The sequence below is a fragment of the Microbacterium sp. NPDC090281 genome (assembly GCF_044769635.1).
Classification (GTDB): domain Bacteria; phylum Actinomycetota; class Actinomycetes; order Actinomycetales; family Microbacteriaceae; genus Microbacterium.
In genome coordinates this window covers 706,861-724,449 of the sequence record NZ_JBIVYH010000002.1, presented here as the reverse complement: position 1 = coordinate 724,449, position 17,589 = coordinate 706,861, and the positions used below count along the sequence as shown (strand labels likewise).

At 67.9% G+C, this 17,589-nt stretch carries 20 protein-coding genes; 13 read left to right on the top strand and 7 right to left on the bottom strand.

What is annotated here, in order from left to right:
* The first annotated feature begins 8 nt into the window (after nucleotides 1-8).
* The 8 genes from ACIQTX_RS17695 (at nucleotide 9) to ACIQTX_RS17660 (ending at nucleotide 5,048) form a co-directional block, all read left to right on the top strand.
* A complete protein-coding gene (locus tag ACIQTX_RS17695; protein ID WP_105528630.1) occupies nucleotides 9-506 on the top strand; it encodes a hypothetical protein in 498 nt (165 codons plus the stop codon).
* Complete coding sequence (locus ACIQTX_RS17690) at nucleotides 488-1,147, top strand: hypothetical protein (RefSeq protein WP_402974627.1); 660 nt, start codon at nucleotides 488-490, stop codon at nucleotides 1,145-1,147. The genes ACIQTX_RS17695 and ACIQTX_RS17690 overlap by 19 nt, the downstream gene beginning before the upstream one ends.
* A gap of 163 nt (nucleotides 1,148-1,310) precedes the next feature.
* The gene (locus tag ACIQTX_RS17685; protein WP_028501988.1) at nucleotides 1,311-1,598 is read left to right on the top strand and encodes a WXG100 family type VII secretion target; all 288 of its coding nucleotides are present in this window, start codon (nucleotides 1,311-1,313) and stop codon (nucleotides 1,596-1,598) included.
* A gap of 77 nt (nucleotides 1,599-1,675) precedes the next feature.
* Nucleotides 1,676-2,578, top strand: coding sequence for a hypothetical protein (locus ACIQTX_RS17680; RefSeq protein ID WP_402974624.1), 903 nt, complete (start codon nucleotides 1,676-1,678; stop codon nucleotides 2,576-2,578).
* Nucleotides 2,579-2,811: 233 nt separating this feature from the next.
* A complete protein-coding gene (locus ACIQTX_RS17675; protein ID WP_028501988.1) occupies nucleotides 2,812-3,099 on the top strand; it encodes a WXG100 family type VII secretion target in 288 nt (95 codons plus the stop codon).
* A 136-nt stretch (nucleotides 3,100-3,235) separates the two neighbouring features.
* The gene (locus ACIQTX_RS17670) at nucleotides 3,236-3,610 is read left to right on the top strand and encodes a hypothetical protein (protein WP_402974620.1); all 375 of its coding nucleotides are present in this window, start codon (nucleotides 3,236-3,238) and stop codon (nucleotides 3,608-3,610) included.
* Nucleotides 3,611-3,626: 16 nt separating this feature from the next.
* Complete coding sequence (locus ACIQTX_RS17665) at nucleotides 3,627-4,328, top strand: hypothetical protein (RefSeq protein WP_402974617.1); 702 nt, start codon at nucleotides 3,627-3,629, stop codon at nucleotides 4,326-4,328.
* A gap of 75 nt (nucleotides 4,329-4,403) precedes the next feature.
* A complete protein-coding gene (locus ACIQTX_RS17660) occupies nucleotides 4,404-5,048 on the top strand; it encodes a hypothetical protein (protein WP_402974614.1) in 645 nt (214 codons plus the stop codon).
* Between the two features lie 20 nt (nucleotides 5,049-5,068).
* Here ACIQTX_RS17660 and ACIQTX_RS17655 read toward each other — a convergent pair whose 3' ends face one another.
* Complete coding sequence (locus tag ACIQTX_RS17655) at nucleotides 5,069-5,542, bottom strand: recombinase family protein (protein WP_402974611.1); 474 nt, start codon at nucleotides 5,540-5,542, stop codon at nucleotides 5,069-5,071.
* Between the two features lie 54 nt (nucleotides 5,543-5,596).
* A complete protein-coding gene (locus ACIQTX_RS17650; protein ID WP_402974608.1) occupies nucleotides 5,597-6,586 on the bottom strand; it encodes a malate dehydrogenase in 990 nt (329 codons plus the stop codon).
* Nucleotides 6,587-6,638: 52 nt separating this feature from the next.
* On the opposite strand from ACIQTX_RS17650, the gene ACIQTX_RS17645 reads away from it, so the two are divergent.
* Nucleotides 6,639-7,523 carry a neutral zinc metallopeptidase gene (locus tag ACIQTX_RS17645; RefSeq protein ID WP_402974605.1) on the top strand — a complete coding sequence of 295 codons (885 nt, stop codon included), beginning with the start codon at nucleotides 6,639-6,641 and terminating at the stop codon, nucleotides 7,521-7,523.
* A gap of 69 nt (nucleotides 7,524-7,592) precedes the next feature.
* On the top strand, nucleotides 7,593-8,567 hold the full coding sequence (gene pip / locus ACIQTX_RS17640; protein WP_105528526.1) for a prolyl aminopeptidase: 975 nt from the start codon (nucleotides 7,593-7,595) through the stop codon (nucleotides 8,565-8,567).
* 3 nt (nucleotides 8,568-8,570) lie between these two features.
* On the opposite strand, the gene ACIQTX_RS17635 is transcribed toward pip, so the two are convergent.
* The 3 genes from ACIQTX_RS17635 to ACIQTX_RS17625 are packed head-to-tail and all read right to left on the bottom strand — an operon-like array spanning nucleotide 8,571 to nucleotide 12,079.
* On the bottom strand, nucleotides 8,571-10,367 hold the full coding sequence (locus tag ACIQTX_RS17635) for an aldehyde dehydrogenase family protein (protein ID WP_402974602.1): 1,797 nt from the start codon (nucleotides 10,365-10,367) through the stop codon (nucleotides 8,571-8,573).
* A gap of 28 nt (nucleotides 10,368-10,395) precedes the next feature.
* Entirely contained in the window at nucleotides 10,396-11,784 is a 1,389-nt protein-coding gene (locus ACIQTX_RS17630; protein ID WP_402974599.1) for an MFS transporter, read from the bottom strand.
* A gap of 31 nt (nucleotides 11,785-11,815) precedes the next feature.
* Nucleotides 11,816-12,079, bottom strand: a complete 264-nt coding sequence (locus tag ACIQTX_RS17625; protein WP_105528528.1) for a glutaredoxin domain-containing protein — start codon at nucleotides 12,077-12,079, stop codon at nucleotides 11,816-11,818.
* Nucleotides 12,080-12,199: 120 nt separating this feature from the next.
* Here ACIQTX_RS17625 and ACIQTX_RS17620 point away from each other — a divergent pair, with 120 nt between their 5' ends.
* Complete coding sequence (locus ACIQTX_RS17620; protein WP_105528529.1) at nucleotides 12,200-12,592, top strand: SIP domain-containing protein; 393 nt, start codon at nucleotides 12,200-12,202, stop codon at nucleotides 12,590-12,592.
* A gap of 28 nt (nucleotides 12,593-12,620) precedes the next feature.
* Here ACIQTX_RS17620 and ACIQTX_RS17615 read toward each other — a convergent pair whose 3' ends face one another.
* Nucleotides 12,621-13,076 carry an adenylyltransferase/cytidyltransferase family protein gene (locus tag ACIQTX_RS17615; RefSeq protein WP_105528530.1) on the bottom strand — a complete coding sequence of 152 codons (456 nt, stop codon included), beginning with the start codon at nucleotides 13,074-13,076 and terminating at the stop codon, nucleotides 12,621-12,623.
* A 120-nt stretch (nucleotides 13,077-13,196) separates the two neighbouring features.
* On the opposite strand from ACIQTX_RS17615, the gene ACIQTX_RS17610 reads away from it, so the two are divergent.
* The gene (locus ACIQTX_RS17610; protein WP_402974595.1) at nucleotides 13,197-14,417 is read left to right on the top strand and encodes a glycosyltransferase; all 1,221 of its coding nucleotides are present in this window, start codon (nucleotides 13,197-13,199) and stop codon (nucleotides 14,415-14,417) included.
* Between the two features lie 94 nt (nucleotides 14,418-14,511).
* On the top strand, nucleotides 14,512-15,534 hold the full coding sequence (locus ACIQTX_RS17605) for a glycosyltransferase family 4 protein (protein ID WP_402974592.1): 1,023 nt from the start codon (nucleotides 14,512-14,514) through the stop codon (nucleotides 15,532-15,534).
* Nucleotides 15,535-15,561: 27 nt separating this feature from the next.
* On the opposite strand, the gene ACIQTX_RS17600 is transcribed toward ACIQTX_RS17605, so the two are convergent.
* Nucleotides 15,562-17,559, bottom strand: a complete 1,998-nt coding sequence (locus ACIQTX_RS17600) for a glycosyltransferase (RefSeq protein WP_402974589.1) — start codon at nucleotides 17,557-17,559, stop codon at nucleotides 15,562-15,564.
* Nucleotides 17,560-17,589: the final 30 nt, after the last annotated feature.

The following is a 17,589-nucleotide window of genomic DNA, read 5'->3' as shown; positions in this document are numbered from 1 at the left end:
CTGGAGGAATGAACGTGGCGCGACGAGACATCGGCAGGCGACGACTGCTGGCGATCCTGCTGGCAGGCTCGCTCCTGAGTGGTGGGCTGGCGGGGTGCGGCATCCTGCCGCCGGAGCCCGACAAGACGGAGGAGGCGACAGTGGAGTACGGAAACGTGGCGAGCGCCGTGACGACGGCGGTCCCGAGGATCGTTGCCGTGGAGGATCCCGGCCGGTGGCGCAACGGCTTCGGGTACGGGGCGGAGTTCTCGCTCGTGACCGACTCCGCCGAGCCGTTCACGAGCGACGAGCTGGACGCGACCGTCGAGGCCATCTGGCAGTCGCTGCCGTGGGAGCCCAACACGATCACTCTCTACGCGGGTGAGACGACGGCTGATGGCGATCCCGTGGATCTTCGGGCAGCCGCCGCAGAACTCAGCCCCCTGGGAACCACGAACGCCGGCCAAGGCGGCGTCAACCTCACCGGCATGAAGGATCGCTACGGCGCGTGGACCGCACCGGAATGAGTCGTCCGGAGCTGCGCTTCCGACTGCCGGGGCGGTGGTTCTCGGTCGACCTGTCGAGCGAGGATACCACGCGTTCGTCGATCCGGACGATCGCGCGCGAGGCGATCGGACCCGCAGATGATCGCGCGCCTGAGCGCGCCCGCGTGCGGCAGCAACTCCAGCAGGCTGCAGAAGCAGGCGATCGTGGCGGCGCGCGCGCGATCATGTTCTCCACGGAGATCACGCCCGGAACGCCGCTGCCCGTGACTCTGGTGGTCTTCGAACCCGACGACCTGCGCATGAGTCCGGCCATCGGCACGTCTGCGGATGCCGTCCTGAAAGTCATGGGCGAGAGCCTGAAGCAGATCGACCCCGCAGCCTACGAGACGATCGCGAAGGTTCGTGGACCCGGCGTCCCCGCACTGCGCACGCATCGCGTCGATCTCCTCGACGAAGGACAGCTCGAAGGAATCGTCCGGCTCGTCGTGGACTACTGGATTCCCGTTCCCGACTCGAAGCACGTGCTGATGGTGCGGTTCTCCACCCCGCTCGGGGAGCTCGAGAACGTCATGCGTGCGCTGTTCGACGAGTTCATCGCCGTGGCGTACTTCAGCGCTGGTCGGCCGGAATCGCTGCGCGACCAGCTGCTGCCCCGACGCTGATCAGCAGATCCGGCTGCTCGCGCACCGTCGACGACAGTGAAGTGAAGTGTCGTGTTGCGGGGATGGGGAGTTGTCCCCATCGACGGGTTTCGGTGGGGGCCCGTAGTGTGGGGGTATTCGGGCCGGAGGGGTCCGGTTCTTTCGATTTGCGGAGGTGTGGACGATGGCCGATTTCGGTGCGTCTTATGCAGAGATGGAGCAGGTGGCGTCGTCGCTGTCGCAGGCTCGTGATGACATTCAGGGTCAGTTGGACACGTTGAAGGGTCAGGTCGACACTCTTCTGGGTGAGGACTTCAAGACGCAGCACGCGTCGGGGAAGTTCGGTGAGGGTTACACGGAGCTGACGACGGGTCTGAAGACCGCGGTCGATGGCATCAACGACATGTCCGAGTCGCTGCTCGGCATGATGCGTGCGATCCAGGACCTGGACCAGCAGCTCGCCGGCAGCTGAGCCGACACAGTTCGAAGGAGAGGGTCGACCATGACGGTCGGCCCTCTTCGTCGTCCACCGGCCTTTACGCTGGGAGCATGAGTAGTGCGCCGGACGCCGTCGATGAGTTCGAGCGCGGCATTCTCGAGGGAAATGCCGCGCTGGCGGCTCTGCACGAGACATCGGTGATCGCGGGTGAAGCGCGGATGCGAGAACTGGCCGCGCGGATCGGGTTCCCGTCCTGGCCGGGGGTCACGTCTGCATCGGTGCGGAAGACCGCCGCGCAGGAGGCGGAGATCACGGCCGTCCTGGACGAGTATGCGGTGTCGGCCCGTGATCTGATCGGACCCCGCGAACAGGAGCGGTGGGAGGCACTCGTCGCGGATCGGCAGTGCCGTAGCGGGGAGGGCATCCTCGCCGACGAGCTGGGGCGCAGTGCGATCGGCGGGTCCCTCCTTCGCGAGAGGCTCGGAGGGCGCCCGCATCGCGGTCCCCGGCGTGGAGGCGTCGTGTGCGACTGCGGCTACGCGGTGGACGGCACCCTGCCCGCGCGGTTGTGCGACGACTGCGAGGAGCTGCTGCTGCGGCGCTGGGTGGCAGAGGAGCGGCGGCTGCTTCGGGGGATGCCGGCGTATGCCGCCGAGGTCGAGCAGGTGATCGAGGATGTCGCGCGGCGGCAGACGAAGGTGTTCCAGACCCGCGGTGACGACCTCGATTCGGAGGCCTTCGGGAAGCGGAAGGCCGGAGGTCGGCGTCTCGCCCGGCTGCGGCGGAAGTGCCGTGCCGAGCTCGACGACACGGACCTGCGTCGGTGGAGCAGCTTCATCGAACCGCTGTCGCACGCCTCCACGACGAGCGTGCGATCGACCGTCGTGAAGGTGCACAAGCGCGGTCTAGGGGCGGCGGCGCTCACGGAGCTCGCCGTGCGTGCGAACGCGGAAGGCATCAAGGCGTTCGTCGAGTACTCCGAGAAGAGGACGAGCAGCCGGTGGAGAATCTGACACCACCTGAGCCCATGCTCTTCGTGCTCGGGGGAGTCATGCATCTCGTCGCCGGACTCTCCGAGGCTGATCCGCTGTGGGTGCGAATTCGGTCTGTCTTCGTTCGGCGCTGACTCGTGTCGTGTTGCGGGGATGGGGAGTTGTCCCCATCGACGGGTTTCGGTGGGGGCCCGTAGTGTGGGGGTATTCGGGCCGGAGGGGTCCGGTTCTTTCGATTTGCGGAGGTGTGGACGATGGCCGATTTCGGTGCGTCTTATGCAGAGATGGAGCAGGTGGCGTCGTCGCTGTCGCAGGCTCGTGATGACATTCAGGGTCAGTTGGACACGTTGAAGGGTCAGGTCGACACTCTTCTGGGTGAGGACTTCAAGACGCAGCACGCGTCGGGGAAGTTCGGTGAGGGTTACACGGAGCTGACGACGGGTCTGAAGACCGCGGTCGATGGCATCAACGACATGTCCGAGTCGCTGCTCGGCATGATGCGTGCGATCCAGGACCTGGACCAGCAGCTCGCCGGCAGCTGACACACAGTTTCTCGAGAGGGGTCGACGGTTCGCCGTCGGCCCCTTTCTCGTCCCCGGGGCGATGGGGAGTTCTCTCCGTCGGCCGGGCACACGATCGGGGTACGTCGGCTCCGCCGGCTTCCCGAACGATCCGATCGTGGTCGAGAACCTGACTAACGGTAAGCCGCCGCAGGTCTACGCGACGATATCGGAAGACGATGCCGTCGCGCGGGTCGGTCGTGGCACAGCTCCCGGGCATCCTGTCAGCCCAGAGGCTTTGCCAGGGATTACCGTGTTCGACAGCGATGGTGGCGTGAGCGCATCCGGGGAGAGTCTTCCGGCTGCGGCCGGACACGACGCTCTCGGTCCCGGTGCATATCTTGAGCCGGGTTCTGAATCGTTCTACAACGTGTCGGAGATCATTCAGACAGCACAGCCCGGCACCGAGCGCGGGGGCGAGGGCAGTACCCAGGGTTTCTGGGATGCGAACAACTGGTGGATCAGCGATGAGTATGCTCTCATCGACTTCTGAGCGGATAGGACTGCGAATGCGCGGTAGATGGCAGCGCGGAGTGATGGCGGCAGCGGCCGTCGGATTGGTGATGACGATGACGAGCTGCGGGTCGGCGCCTGAGGGCGATGCGCTGTATCGCGACGGTGAGAAGAACTACGTCGCCTACTCCACGATCATGCACTCCGTGATCATGGCGATTCACGACGGGGAATGGGCCGTGGATCAGGGTTCGTACGGAGTGGACCCCATACCGTGTCGTATCGACGGCGAGGTGTCAGGGTATACATTCTCCTGGTCGCGGGTGCTCGAGCCCACGGAGGAGATCGATGTTGATGCGGTGGTCGCCGCAGCGACTGCCGCCTTCGAGGACGCGGGTGTAGAAGCGAGCACAGCCCGGTTCGGCGAGGGCGATCGGCAGGAGGTGAATGTCATCGGCACCGGTGGCGATGTCGGTCGTGGTGTCGTGACGATCCGGCCCGGTCGGAACCAGATCTCGGCGTCGGCGACGCCGGGGTGCATCCCAGGCGATGCGGCCGACCTCTCCGACATGGTCTTCGGCGGGCAGCTCGTCTACAAGGGCGCGGCGCTGCGTTTCCCTGCGTTCGAAGGGCCGGACTGGCAGCCGCGGTTCTACTTCCCCGAGGAGGGGAGCCCGGTGTACTACAACGAAGACGGCACGCCGGTCGATCCGCAGCCGACCCAGACCAAGTTCCCCGTGGCGCCTTACGGCGACTGAGGCGCAGCGGGCAGCGATGACATGGCGGACCGTTGAGATGAGCAGGAGCGAGGATGCGGGAGGCAGGGGTCACGGATGAAGAAGCGCTGGCAGATGCTTGCGGCGACGGCGGTGTTGGCACTCGCCCTCCCGGGATGCGCGGGTGGAGACGGGCGGGCGACGCCCACAGGCGATGAGCTGGTGGCTCAGGCCGAGCAGCACTACCTCGACTACCGGGGCGTGACGAATGACGTGCAGGCGCTGATCTTCGACGGTCCGTGGTCGGCGGAGGTCGGTACCTTCGGAATGCAGCCGTCGGGGGCGGGATGCCCGGACGGCTCGTACAAGTTCGACCTCGCCCGATCGACCGGGGTGGATCCGGCCGAGCACTCGGCACTGAGCGAGTCGGTGCGGGAACACCTCACCGACGCGGGTTACGACGTCGAGGGACAGGAACTCGGATCGGGCGAGTCGAAGTCGACCGACGTGATCGTGCGGAAGCAGGGTGACTTCTCGTTGCTGATGGTGACTTTCATCGCGAACGGTTCCGTGTCGGTCACGGCGACGACCAAGTGCTGGCCGGGAGATCGCTACGAACTGGGCGACCAGCTGTTCGGCGATGCCAACCTCTCGGAAGGATATCTTCCGCGCGAGGAGTCGCCGAGCGATCCGCTGTTCTTCGGTGTGACGCCGGGTGAGCCGGCCTTCGGTCCGACGCCGAAGCCCACCACGACGCCGTAGCGTCTGCGCGCGGGCCGGCGTCAGCGCGCGGCGGCGTCGGCGAGGTGCCGGGCGTCGTGGCCCAGGACCTTCACGATGATGCCGTGGCGGCGCAGCTCGGAGACCGTGCGGGCACCCTCATCGGCGTCGCGGCCGAGAGCGTTGATGTTCACGACCACCAGCACGTCGCCGTGCTTGAGGGTCGAGATGAGACGCGCGAGGCGGTCGTTCCAGCTCTCCAGGATGTCGGGCGCCGGGTGCCGGAATCCCTCGATCGGCACTCCGAAACGGGTGAGATCGTCGCGCTGCTCGACGACCGACGGCATTCCCTCGCGTGCGACGACGAGACCGACCAGGCGTGAGCCGTCGGGGCGTGCGGTCCAGAAGTTGCGGTTCTGCTGCAGTTCGGTGAAGCACTTCGGGCACGTCGCCGCGTCGTGCGGCAGGTGAAGGGGGCTCGTCAGAGCCTCTTCGACCGATGCCGTGGTCTTCGTGGGATCAATCGTCTCGCTCATCGCGCACCTCCGGCATCCATTCTGCCCTGTCGTCGTGCGTAGCGGTGACCGGATTCACAACAGGCCGAGGCCCTGCACCGTCTCCCGTTCCTGCAGCAGCTCCGCCACCGAGGCGTCGACCCTGGCCCGTGCCCAGTCGGTCAGTTCGAGACCCTCGACGATCTGCCACTCACCATCGACCGCGCGCACCGGGAACGACGAGATCAGTCCTTCCGGAACTCCGTACTCGCCGTGCGAGACGACGCCCGCCGAGGTCCAGTCATCGGTGCCCTGCACCCAGTCGCGCACGTGGTCGATGGTCGCACTCGCCGCAGACGCCACGGAGGAGGATCCGCGCACCTCGATGATCTCCGCTCCGCGCTTGGCGACGCGGGGGATGAACGTCTGGTCGAGCCAGGTGGGCACGTCGCCCACGATCTGCTCGAGCGCCTCTCCGACCGGGCTGCCGCCGACTGTCGCGTGCGAGATGTCAGGGAACTGCGTCGCCGAGTGGTTGCCCCAGATGGGCACGCGGCGAACGGTGTGCACAGGGGCGCCCAGCGTCTGCGCGAGCTGAGCCCGAGCGCGGTTCTCGTCGAGCCGCGTCAGGGCTGTGAAGCGCTCGGCCGGCACCCCGTCGGCCGAGGCCGCGGCGATCAGTGCGTTCGTGTTGGCGGGGTTGCCGACCACCGTCACCCGCACGCCCGATGCGGCATTCGCCGCGATGGCCGCTCCCTGCGGGCCGAAGATGCCGGCGTTGGCCGCGAGCAGGTCGGCCCGTTCCATACCGGGCCCGCGCGGCCGCGCGCCGACGAGGAGCGCGAGGTCGGCGCCGTCGAAGCCCACTGCGGCGTCATCCGTCACCTCGACGTGCTCCAGCATGCCGAACGCGCCGTCCTGCAGTTCGAGCGCCGCACCCTCAGCGGCGCCGAGTCCCTGCGGGATCTCCAGCAGTCGCAGCCGCACCTTCTCGTCCGGTCCGAGCAGGTCGCCGGCCGCGATTCGGAACAGCAGCGCATAGCCGATCTGTCCGCCCGCGCCGGTGATGGTGATCGTGGTCGTCATGCCCCGAGCCTACGTCCGTTCGACATGCTTCTGCTCGGAGTAATCTCGACGCATGACCTTCAATCCCGATGCCGACATCTCGGGCAACACCACGCGTCGACGCGGACGCACGGCGGCCATCGCGGGCGGCGCCGGCGTGGGTGTGCTCGGCATCATCGCGCTCATCGCCGGACCGCTGCTCGGCATCGATCTGACCGGGTTGCTGGGCGGCGGAGCGCCGTCCGGGGGCAATGAACCGGCCGGCGGATCGGCCATCGAGAACTGCGACACCGGCGCTCAGGCGAACGCCGACGTCGACTGCCGGATGGCTGGAGCGCAGGTCGCGCTCGACGAGTTCTGGGCCGACAACGTCGAGGGCTACCGGAAGCCCGGATTCATCGTGGTCGACGGGTCGACGAGCACCGCCTGCGGAACCGCTTCCAACGCCGTCGGGCCGTTTTTCTGTCCTGGCGACGAGACGGTCTACATCGACCCCACGTTCTTCCAGCTCATGCAGCAGCAGTTCGGCGCGTCCGCCGGCGATCTTGCGCAGCTGTACATCGTCGGTCACGAGTGGGGCCACCATATCCAATGGATCACCGGCGTCATGGACGATTACCCGAACAACGGGACGGGGCCGGGCAGCAACGGCGTGCGCACCGAGCTGCAGGCAGACTGCTATGCCGGTGCTTGGATCGGTCGGATCTCGGAGGAGACCGACAGCAAGGGTGTCCCCTATCTGCAGCCGACCACCGAGGCACAGCGTATCGACGCACTGAACGCGGCGTTCGTGGTCGGCGATGACCACATCCAGGAGCAGTCCGGGTTCTCGAATCCGGAGAGCTGGACCCACGGCTCCAGCGAACAGCGCACGCGCTGGTTCGCTGAGGGCTATCAGAACGGACTCGGCGTCTGCGGGCAGGTGCTGACGCTTCCCGCCGCGCAGTTGGATCCGTGATCCCGGCGGAGGAGCGGAACGTCCGTTACCGTTGACGAAGTAGTCAGCACGACGGCTGGGGGGCCGAAGATGAAGAAGACGGATGCACTGTATCCACCGATCGAACCGTATGAGACCGGGGAGCTGCTCGTCGGCGACGGCCACCGCGTCTACTGGGAGGTCAGCGGCAACCCCGACGGCAAGCCGGTGGTGTTCCTCCACGGGGGCCCGGGCAGCGGGACATCGCCCTGGCAGCGGCAGTTCTTCGACCCGAAGCGCTACCGCATCGTGCTGTTCGATCAGCGCGGGTGCGGGCGCAGCACACCGAACGCGAGCGTGCCCGACGCCGACTTCCGACACATCACGACGGCGCATCTGATCGCCGACATCGAACTGCTGCGCAAGAACCTCGGCATCGAGAAGTGGCAGGTCTTCGGTGGATCGTGGGGCAGCGCCCTGGCGCTCGCCTACTCGCAGGCGCATCCGGATGCCGTGACCGAGCTGGTGCTGCGGGGGATCTTCACGCTGCGCCGTGTCGAGCTCGAGTGGTTCTACGAGGGCGGTGCCGCGGCGCTGTTTCCTGACCTCTGGGAGGGGTTCATCGCGCAGATCCCGGTGCTGGAGCGCTCGCACATGATCGAGGCGTACCACCGGCGGCTGTTCGACCCCGACCCCGCTGTGCATGTGCCGGCAGCGGTCGCCTGGTCGACGTGGGAGGCCTCGACCGTCACGCTGACGCCGAATGAGGCGCAGATCGAGGCGATGTCCGACCCCGAGAAGGCCACGGCGTTCGCGCGCATCGAGAACCACTTCTTCGTCAACCGCGGCTGGTGGGAAGAGGGGCAACTGATCGCCGGTGTCGACGCCATCCGTCACATCCCGACGGTCATCGTGCAGGGGCGGCACGATGTCGCGACGCCGATGATGACGGCGTGGGACCTGCATCGTGCGTGGCCGGAGGCGGAGTTCGTCGTGATCGACGACGCCGGTCACGCGGCCACCGAGCCCGGCACGCAGAAGGCGCTCCGGGCAGCGACCGACAGGTTCGCGCGCGCCGCGCGCTGACCGTCAGGCCCGCAGCGCCTTCGTCAGCGTCTTGAGGAGACCCACGACGTTGCCGTCCACCCGGTAGCGCGTCAGCCCCTCGCTCACGGCTGCCCCGGTGCGTGCCGAGACGAACCACGGTGGCTTCGGCAGGATCGTGAAGCGCCCGCCGCCGTTCGCGATCGGCAGCGACCGCGGGAGCGGACGGAACGGGCCGTGGAGCACCGAGCGCTCGACCCCGTCGAGCAGAAGCGCGTTGTGCACGACGCCGATGCCGCTGCCCACGTCGTCGATCGTTCCGCCGGGGAAAGCGCCCCACGTGAGGGTGGGAGTGATGAATGCGAACGCCGTCCAGCTGTTGATCGCGATGGAACCGTAGTGGAGCGCGGCGATCGCCCGTTCGAAACCCGCGCCGAGCGATTTCTCGGTCGCGGGGTCGATCAGCAGGTTCGCGCCGAGGGTGCCCTGGAGCTTGTCGTTCGCGTGGGCCACGGCCGCATCCAGGAAATCCTGACCCGTGCCTGGCACGGTGACGACGCCGAGCACGGGAGAGAAGTACTCGGTGGTCTCGAGTGCTGTCGGGTCGTCGTCGGCATTGATCTCGACGAGCAGTCGGTCGCCCAGCACGAGCGCATCCGGGTATGCGTCGGTCGCTAGCTCCATGCGCGAGGGGGAGCCCGGGTACCAGATCGGACGCTCCGGGGCGTTGGCATAGGCGCGGCGCAACGCGGCGCGGAAGGCATCGGCCTGATCCCAGTCGGACGACATGATGACGACCTGGCCGGCGATGCAGTTGTGGCCGCCGTTCTGCAGCCGCATGGTCGCGACGTGCTCGGCCTGGTAGGTGATGTCGGCGTCCGTCCACGCTCCGGGCACGACGATTATGGGGGAGACGCCGCCGAGTTCGGCCGTGATCGGCTTCTTCAACTGCGGCCGGTTCTCGCGCCGGCGTCGCTTGGTGGCGGCGGCGCCCTCGCCCTTGGACGGGCCCCACACGATGGTGTCGAAGGTCGCCGCAGAGCCGGTGATGTGCACGTGCACGAGTCCGGGATGACCGGTGAGGTAGGCGCCGACCGCCGGTCCGCCGCGGACGATGCGCAGGAAACCGGGCTCGATGAGCGGAGCGAGCGCACGCTTGTACACCGGCACCAGGGAGTCCTGCGTGGGGTTCACCTTGAGCAGCGCGGTGCGGTTGTGGGCCAGCAGCTCGTAGAGCACGTCGAGCACCGGGATGGAGGTCACGTTCCCCGCGCCGAGCACGAGCCCGACGCCGCCCGACTCGGTGGGCGTGCGCTGGGCGAGGCCGGCGGATGCGCGCGCGGCACTGGGCGTGATGCCCGGCTCCAACCAGACCTCACCCGTGAAACCGGAGAGCAGGAACTTGTCGATCCCGGTCAGGGGAAAAGCGCGCACCCTGGTGCGTCCACCGGGAGCACGGTCGACCGTGATGCCGTCGAGTGGGTTGGCGCCGCTCGCGAGGCGGGAGAGGGTTTCGATGTAGGCGTCGAGCGCGCCGATCACGCTGTACGGTCCGCTGAGCCATTCCTCGCCGCGCAGCGGGTGCTTCGCGTCGAGGCCCTTCGAGGCTGCAGCCGTGCTCGCCCAGTCTTCCGCGGTCGCGGCGACGCTCGTGCGCACTGCCCGCAGCAGGGTCACTCGCTGGGCGACGGTGAGGGCGGTCCAGGTACGTGCCCCGATCTGCAGGGCATCGACCGCCGTGTCGAGTCGCTCTCGTTCACCTTCGTCCAGCGCCGGGGTTTCGGCCTTCGGCGCGGGCTTCGCGGTCGTGGCGGGGCTGGCGGATGTGCTCGCAGAAGTCATCGGCGTCTCCTTCGGACGGGATCCCAGCTTAGGCGTCGGAGCTTGCGAAGGCGTCGATGTCGTCACGGCGCAGACGGTAATGGCGAAGGGTCAGCAGGCTGGCGGCCATCAGCACGGCGGGCAGGATGCTGAAGCTGAGCACGATGCCGGTGACGGCCGCCTCGGGCTGCTCGACCGTGGCGCCGGCGACGGTCGAGACGTAGCCGGTCATCGCGAGCGTGAGCGACACCGCGGTCGCGCCGAGTGCGAAGCCGACCGTCTCTCCCGCGGTCCAGATGCCGGTGAAGGTACCGGCCTGGCCGGGCCCGCTGGTGCGCTCGTCGTGGGAGATGACATCGGGCAGCATGGCCATCGGCAGCGACTGGAGTCCCGCGTAGGCGATGCCGGCGACCGCGACCGAGGCGTAGATCCAGGCACCGGGCGTCCAGACCGCGAAGATGAGCGATGCCGCAGCCGCCGTGAAGAGGATGCTGGCCATCGCGAACGCCCGCTCCTTGCCGACCCGTCGAGCGATGACGGTCCACCCCGGAGTGGCGAGCAGCGCCGGACCCACGAGTGCGACGAAGACGAAGGTCACGGCGTCTTCGGAGCGCAGCACCCAGGTCGCCACATACTGTGCGCCGGCGAGCATCGTTCCCGTCGCGAGCGCCTGCAGCACGAAGGTGCCCAGCAGCGCTCGGAACGGTTGGCTGCGTCCGAGCGCACGGAAGCCCGACATGTACTGATCGCGCCAGGTGGAGGAGGCGGCGGCAGTGGCTGTCGTGGTGTCTCGGGCCGCGACATCTGCGGTTCTCGATGCGATCAGCATCCCGATGCCGATCACCAGACCCGAGGCGACACCCATCAGGAGGTAGCCCATGACGGGATCGTCACCGGCGTTGCGCAACGCCGGGCCGCCGGCACCGAAGAGCAGGATCGACGCGGTGAGCACGACGACCCGCCACCCGAGCAGGCGCGTGCGTTCGTCGTAGCTGCTCGTCAGTTCCGCCGGGAGCGCGACGTACGGCACCTGGAAGAGACTGAAGGCCGTCGCGGTCGCGAGGAAAGCCAGCAGCACGCAGATCGCGCCGGCGACGGGCCCCCAGGACGGAGGGACTGCGAAGGTGAGGGCGAAGAACAGCGGCAGTGCCAGCGCGCCGGTCACCATGAACCCGCGGCGTGACCCCGTGCGTGCGAGCTGACGATCCGAGGCGGCGCCGATCAGCGGGTCGATCAGCACGTCCCAGATCTTCGCTGCCGTGACGATGAGTCCAGCTGCGAGCGCGGCAACCCCGAGGTTGTCCGTGAGGAAGTACGTCAGCACGAGCCCGGGCAGCGTGGCATAGCCGCCGGTCCCGAGCGAGCCGATCGCATACAGCAGGATCGTGCGCGGAGAAAGGCGGACGGATGCTCGTTCGGGCCGAGCCTCGGTGCTCATCGCGCCAGTGTAGCGGCGCGATGCCGACGGATCAGATCAGCGAGAGCTCGCGCAGCTTCGACTCGACGTCGGCGTTCGACGGCTCGACGTGGTGCGAGGCGTCGGGGTAGACGACGACGGGGATGTTCATCCGCCCCGAGATCTCCTTCGCGACGTCCGCGGCAGCAGGCTCGGCGACCAGGTCGATGTAGGTGTACTCGACACCGAGCTCGTCGAGCTGCTTCTTGGTGCGGATGCAGTCGCGGCACCAGTCGGCGCCGAACATCGTGATGGTGTCGGTGGCAGGAGAAGTCATGTATCCAGCCTACGGCCGCTCTGATGATGTGGCGCTGAGTGTCGACTGGGTGGCTCGGTGCAGAGGCACCGACGAGATCAGCCCTTGTCGGTAAGGGTACCCTTACTTATACTGAATGCCATGAGCAGCGCATGCGAGCACCTGGAAGATCCCGATTGGGACAACATCGAAGGTGCGGTGCTCGTCGCCGGCGATGCGGCCGATGCGGGCTTCATCGCGAGCATCGCTGCGCGACTGCCGTGGGACGCGCAGGGCGTCGTGATCCTCGAGGCTGCGGCGCGCATCCAGTTCCGTCACATCGACGTCCCCGACGGGGTCTCTGTGCGCTGGCTGGTGCGCGGAGACGGCATCAGGGCGCATACTCGCGGTGAGCGACTCGCCAATGCCGTGCACGCGTGGTGTGTCGAGTGGGCGTGCAGTGAACCGCCGTCGCAATGGACCGTCTGGCTCGGACCGCACACGCCGCCACACGTGGCGCGGATGGCGCGCAGCCTGCTCGGCGTCGCGAACTGACCGGTCGGCTGAGTGACCGGCCTGACGCTCAGCGGGCCGCGGCGACGGCAGGAGCGCTCGCACCTGCCGTGATCGCGTCGAGCGCACGGCGCAGCGACGAGCTCGACGTGTGTGCCGTGTACGGGAAGTACACGACCTCGACTCCGACCTCGGCGAACTCCCGCTCCAGGCGCAGACCCTTGTCGGTGCCTCGCCAGTCGTCGCCCTTGAAGAAGTGCGTGAACTGCACGTCGCGCCACGAGTCCATCTTCGACGGCGTCGTCTCGACGTAGACCTCGTCGACGAACGAAATGTGCTTCACGATCTCCGCACGCTCTGCCGTCGGGATGACGGGCTCGATGCCCTTCACCTGACGCAGCATCTCGTCGCTGACGACGCCTGCGATCAGAATGTCGCAGTGCTGCTTGGCGTGACGAAGTAGATTCAGATGCCCGACGTGAAACAGGTCGAAAGCACCAACGGCGTAGCCGATACGCGTCCCCATGATCTCCCCAGATCAGTAATTCCCCAGTAAGCGGATCCCCATCCGCTTCGCGACTCCCACAGCCGCGGTTCGAAAGTCTAGCAGGTTTGAGTTTCGTTCCCCATAGGAACCCGTGGAACGATGGAGGCCGCAGGCGATGCGCATGCGGAACAGGGGGCGGACGTGGGGACACCGGTCACGGTCATCGTGCCGACGTTCAACGAGCGCGACAACGTCGCCGAACTCGTCGCACGGACATCGGCCGCGCTCGCCGGGTGGGATGCCGAGATCCTGTTCGTCGACGACAGCACCGACGACACCGCTGCCGAAGTCGCGCGTGTGGCTGTCGACGCCCCGATCCCGGTGCGCGTCATCCACCGCACCGAGAACACCGGCGGGCTGGGAGGCGCCGTCGTCGTCGGACTCGAGGCCGCGGTCGCCGACCTCTGCATCGTGATGGATGGCGACCTGCAGCATCCGCCCGAGCTCCTCCCCGTGCTGCTCGCCCGGCACGCGACGGGTGACGCCGACGTCGTCGCAGCATCCCGCTACATCGGCGGGGGAGACACGAGTGGTCTCGGCACGGCGGTGCGCTTCGGCGTCTCGCGCACGGCGACCTGGCTGACCAGGGCGATGTTCCCGATCCGGCTCGCTCGCAGCACCGACCCGATGACCGGCTTCTTCCTCGTCGACCGCGGTCGGCTCGATCTCTCGACGCTTCAGCCTCGGGGCTTCAAGATCCTCCTCGAGATCCTCGCGCGTAACGATCTGCGCATCGCCGAGGTGCCGATGGAGTTCGCCGAGCGTCGCCACGGCACGTCCAAGGCGAGCCTTCGCCAGGGGGCGATGTTCCTCGAGCACCTCGCCCGCCTGCGGTTCGGCAAGATGTCCCTGTTCGCGCTCATCGGTGTGATCGGCGCGGCCGCGAACCTCGGAATCATGTGGGCGCTGACCGCGGCAGGGGTGCCCTACATCTGGGCGGCGATCATCGGCGCCGAGGTGACGATCATCGGCAACTTCGTGCTGCAGGAGCGGTTCGTGTTCGCCGACATGCGCACGGATGCCCGCGCGCTCGGCATCCGCTTCGCCAGCTCCTTCGCCTTCAACAACGTCGAGGCGGCGCTGCGTATCCCGGTGATGGCCCTGATGGTCGAGTCCTGGCACATCTCGAGCGTGGTCGCCACGGGGCTCTCGCTCATCGTGGCGTTCTTCGCCCGATTCCTGTTCCACTCGCTCGTCGTGTACGCCCCACAGCGGCGTCGAAAGGCCGATGTCGTCGGCGCCGAGCCGCCGACCGACACGGCCGCGCAGCGTGTGATCCGGGCCATCGATGTCGAGGTGATGAAGCCGGGCGAGCTCTAGGGCTCGTCGGGAACCGCTCGGACGGAACAGCTCGGCGGTGTCTTCGGCAACTCCTCTCTTGCCATGATGCGCCGGGGAGGTCCATAGTTGGCTCGTGGAATCCGAGGGCGGTCCCTCCCTGTCTCTCACCTGGGCGCATCGTGCCGAACAGTCGGCGCGCGCCTGGGAGCAGAGCCACGCCAGAGGAGAGGTGCCCAGCGTCTGGCCGTACGGCCTCGATGCGCTGCGCGAGCATGCCGCCGTCGATCTGGTCGATCTCGCCCCGCCGGGTCGCGTCGCGCGGGCTCGTGCGCGATTCGCCATGGGGCCGCGGCCCGTCGACGGCCTTGCGCTCACCTGGGATGAGAACACGGCCTATCGGATGCAGACGACCCACCCGCGGAGCCGGTTCGCCACCGGTGTGATCTGGCTCACGGACATGGCCGAGACCGGCGATGCGCCGACACGGATGATCACGATGCTGGGCAGGGCAGAGGCCGCGTGGGTGCTCAGTGAGGCGCAGGTAGAGCCGCTGCGACTGATGCTGGGAACAGGATCGACACGGGTGTTCGCCGTGCCGTTCGGTATCGACAGCGCGTTCTTCGTCCCGAGACCATACCCGGCGCGGCCGCGCATCGTCAGCGTGGGGAACGACAGGGATCGTGATCCGGCAACCCTCTTCGCAGCGCTCGCACGGGTGCTCGCCATCAGTCCGGAGACCGAGGTGGTGGTGCAGACGCGGTCGGAACTCGCCCCGCCGGAGGGTGTGCAGGTCGTCCGGCACATCCCGCACGCCGAGCTCCGCGATCTCTACGTGACCGCGAGTGTGGTCGTCGTGCCGACCAGGCCGAATCTGCATGCATCCGGGATGACCGTCGCACTCGAGGCTCTCGCGACAGCCCGTCCGGTGGTCGCTACGGACACACCGGGGATGCACCAGTACGTGAGCGAAGGGCGCACCGGTTACCTCGTTCCCCCGGAGGATCCTGCCGAGCTCGCGCTCACGCTGCTCCGACTGCTCGATGATCCGGCACGCGCTGCCGAACTGGGTCAGAACGGTCGGGTCGAGGTGGAGCGGCACTTCACGACGCAGATCATGGTCGCGTCGCTGGTGCGCGGGCTGTTGCCCACGGCGTGATGGCTCGCCTGGGGCGGCCCGGCTGCTCTAGTGCTTCGAGCCGCGTCGCTTGACCCGCACGGCCGCGCGGAATGCGTCGGCGTGCGCTCTGCCGGCGTCGGCCCAGTCGCGTCGGGACAGATCGGGCGAGCCCGTCACCGTCGTCGCAGCACGCCACGCCTCCACGACCGTCGGCGCGTCGAGGTCGCCGTCGTACATGAGCACCCACTCCTGGCCGACCTCGCGTCCGAGAGCCTCGTTCGCCTCGTTGCGGGGGACGAGCACCGGTGTGTCCATCGACAGGGCGGCGAGGACGCTGCCCGAGTTGTGCATGAAGCGGTAGGCCAGCACGATGAGGTCGGAAGAGGTCGCGAGCTGGACCAGCTCGGCATCGCTGAGGAAGTCGAGATGCAGTCCCACTCCGGGGAGGTCCGCCGTCCGGGCCCGGAGGTCGTCTCCTAGTTCGGGGGTGGACGGGCGGCCGCCGATCCGCAGGCTCAGTGCAGGCTCGACCTTGACGGCCTCCGCATAGGCGTCGATGAATCCCTCCAGCCCCTTGTAGCGGCGGATCCCGCCGAACGAGCCGAGCTGGCCCTTCACCCGCTCGGCGGACGGGAACTTCGCGTACCAGCCGCGGTAGTCACCGTGCAGGATCAGGCTGTGCGGGGTGCCTGGTGCGAGCGGAGTCGTCTCGTTGATGACGATCCGGTAGTCGGTGTGGCGGTCGATGAAGCGCAGCAGCCACAGCCGTGGGGCGTTGTCGTCGGGGAGCTCGATGTTGTGGACCGTGCGTACGACGGCGATCCGTCGCGACAGGCGGTGCCGGAACACGAGCGCAGTGGTGAGGAGGAACTTGCCCGTGGACTTCCACCAGCTGGAGCCGTGCAGCTTCGCTTCCGGCCAGTGCCAGTGGAAGGCGTCGTAGCGGCCGAAGAGTGCTGTCCCCCAGGAGAAGCGCAGACGCGTGAGGCCCGCGGTGGAGCCCAGCGCCTCATCGAGCATCTTGTTGTAAGGGTTCGTCGTCGGACGCGGTGCGCCCAGCGACTGCATCACGCGGATGGTCGATCCGGGATCGGTCATGGTCGTGTCATCCTCCGATGGGCGACGGTACTCGTCGTAGCGGCGGCCGAGGGAGGCGGCGATCGTGCCGCGGCCGCGGTGCACGAGGCGGGTCCCTCTGGCGTGGTGCGTGATGTTCGAGGTCAGGGCGCCGAAGGCGCGCCGCAGGGTTCCGACGATGATCCTGGCGACGCCGCCGACCAGGGCGCGAAGGCGCAGAACCCCTCTTCGGGCCCGGCCCTCGGTGAGCTGCAGCTGGATCCGGGTGCCGGCGTTCGCCGAGCTGAATGCGCGCTGCGCCGCCCAGGCCCTGCTGAGTCGCGCGGCGACGACGAGGTCTTCGGTCTCGGACTCGTTGCACCACACGATCAGGCCGCCTCGCTGGGCGAGCTGCCGAGAGAAGAGAGTGTCCTCCCCGCCGCCCAATCCCAGCGACGGGTCGAAGCGCAGACCGAGCCGGCGGATGGAGCGCAGATCGAGCAGGAGGTTCCCCGCGGCCGCGACGTGCAGGACGGTGCCCGTCTTCCTGGGCGGTCGGCGGAACGTTCCCGACGCGAGCAGCCAGGGGTCGACGTCCTCGTCGAAGACCGAGATGACGCGCCCCATCACCGCATCGGCTCCGTGCTCGCGCCAGACCGTGATGAGAGAGGAGAGCCAGGCTTCCCGGGGGATCTCGTCGTCGTCGATGAAGGCGAGGAGGTCGCGATCGGCGCACTCGTCGAGGATCCGGTTGCGGGCGGCGACGATGCCCGCCGTCGGCTCGACGACGTAGCGGACCGGAAGCCCGGCGCTCGTGGCGACCTCGCGTGCGGACCCCTCGGGATCGTTGTCCACGACGACGACGTCGATGTCGACCCCGAGCTCGGCGCACTCGGCGATGCGTGCGGGCAGCGTGCGGAGCAGGGCGCCCAGAAGCTCCGGACGCCGATAGGTGGGTACACCGATCGTCACAGTGATCATGTCGTTCGATTCCGGTCCCCTGGTCATCCGCCCCATCCCCATGGCAGTCGTGCGCCT

What these genes read in the sequence shown, in the direction of transcription:
- ACIQTX_RS17675 (WP_028501988.1), top strand. Translation starts at nt 2,812, where the DNA reads ATGGCCGATTTCGGTGCGTCTTATGCAGAGATGGAGCAGGTGGCGTCG.
- ACIQTX_RS17660 (WP_402974614.1), top strand. Translation starts at nt 4,404, where the DNA reads ATGAAGAAGCGCTGGCAGATGCTTGCGGCGACGGCGGTGTTGGCACTC.
- ACIQTX_RS17620 (WP_105528529.1), top strand. Translation starts at nt 12,200, where the DNA reads ATGAGCAGCGCATGCGAGCACCTGGAAGATCCCGATTGGGACAACATC.
- ACIQTX_RS17680 (WP_402974624.1), top strand. Translation starts at nt 1,676, where the DNA reads ATGAGTAGTGCGCCGGACGCCGTCGATGAGTTCGAGCGCGGCATTCTC.
- ACIQTX_RS17600 (WP_402974589.1), bottom strand. Translation starts at nt 17,559, where the DNA reads ATGACCAGGGGACCGGAATCGAACGACATGATCACTGTGACGATCGGT.
- ACIQTX_RS17625 (WP_105528528.1), bottom strand. Translation starts at nt 12,079, where the DNA reads ATGACTTCTCCTGCCACCGACACCATCACGATGTTCGGCGCCGACTGG.
- ACIQTX_RS17615 (WP_105528530.1), bottom strand. Translation starts at nt 13,076, where the DNA reads ATGGGGACGCGTATCGGCTACGCCGTTGGTGCTTTCGACCTGTTTCAC.
- ACIQTX_RS17650 (WP_402974608.1), bottom strand. Translation starts at nt 6,586, where the DNA reads ATGACGACCACGATCACCATCACCGGCGCGGGCGGACAGATCGGCTAT.
- pip (WP_105528526.1), top strand. Translation starts at nt 7,593, where the DNA reads ATGAAGAAGACGGATGCACTGTATCCACCGATCGAACCGTATGAGACC.
- ACIQTX_RS17635 (WP_402974602.1), bottom strand. Translation starts at nt 10,367, where the DNA reads ATGACTTCTGCGAGCACATCCGCCAGCCCCGCCACGACCGCGAAGCCC.
- ACIQTX_RS17665 (WP_402974617.1), top strand. Translation starts at nt 3,627, where the DNA reads ATGCGCGGTAGATGGCAGCGCGGAGTGATGGCGGCAGCGGCCGTCGGA.
- ACIQTX_RS17695 (WP_105528630.1), top strand. Translation starts at nt 9, where the DNA reads ATGAACGTGGCGCGACGAGACATCGGCAGGCGACGACTGCTGGCGATC.
- ACIQTX_RS17630 (WP_402974599.1), bottom strand. Translation starts at nt 11,784, where the DNA reads ATGAGCACCGAGGCTCGGCCCGAACGAGCATCCGTCCGCCTTTCTCCG.
- ACIQTX_RS17610 (WP_402974595.1), top strand. Translation starts at nt 13,197, where the DNA reads ATGGAGGCCGCAGGCGATGCGCATGCGGAACAGGGGGCGGACGTGGGG.
- ACIQTX_RS17685 (WP_028501988.1), top strand. Translation starts at nt 1,311, where the DNA reads ATGGCCGATTTCGGTGCGTCTTATGCAGAGATGGAGCAGGTGGCGTCG.
- ACIQTX_RS17645 (WP_402974605.1), top strand. Translation starts at nt 6,639, where the DNA reads ATGACCTTCAATCCCGATGCCGACATCTCGGGCAACACCACGCGTCGA.
- ACIQTX_RS17655 (WP_402974611.1), bottom strand. Translation starts at nt 5,542, where the DNA reads ATGAGCGAGACGATTGATCCCACGAAGACCACGGCATCGGTCGAAGAG.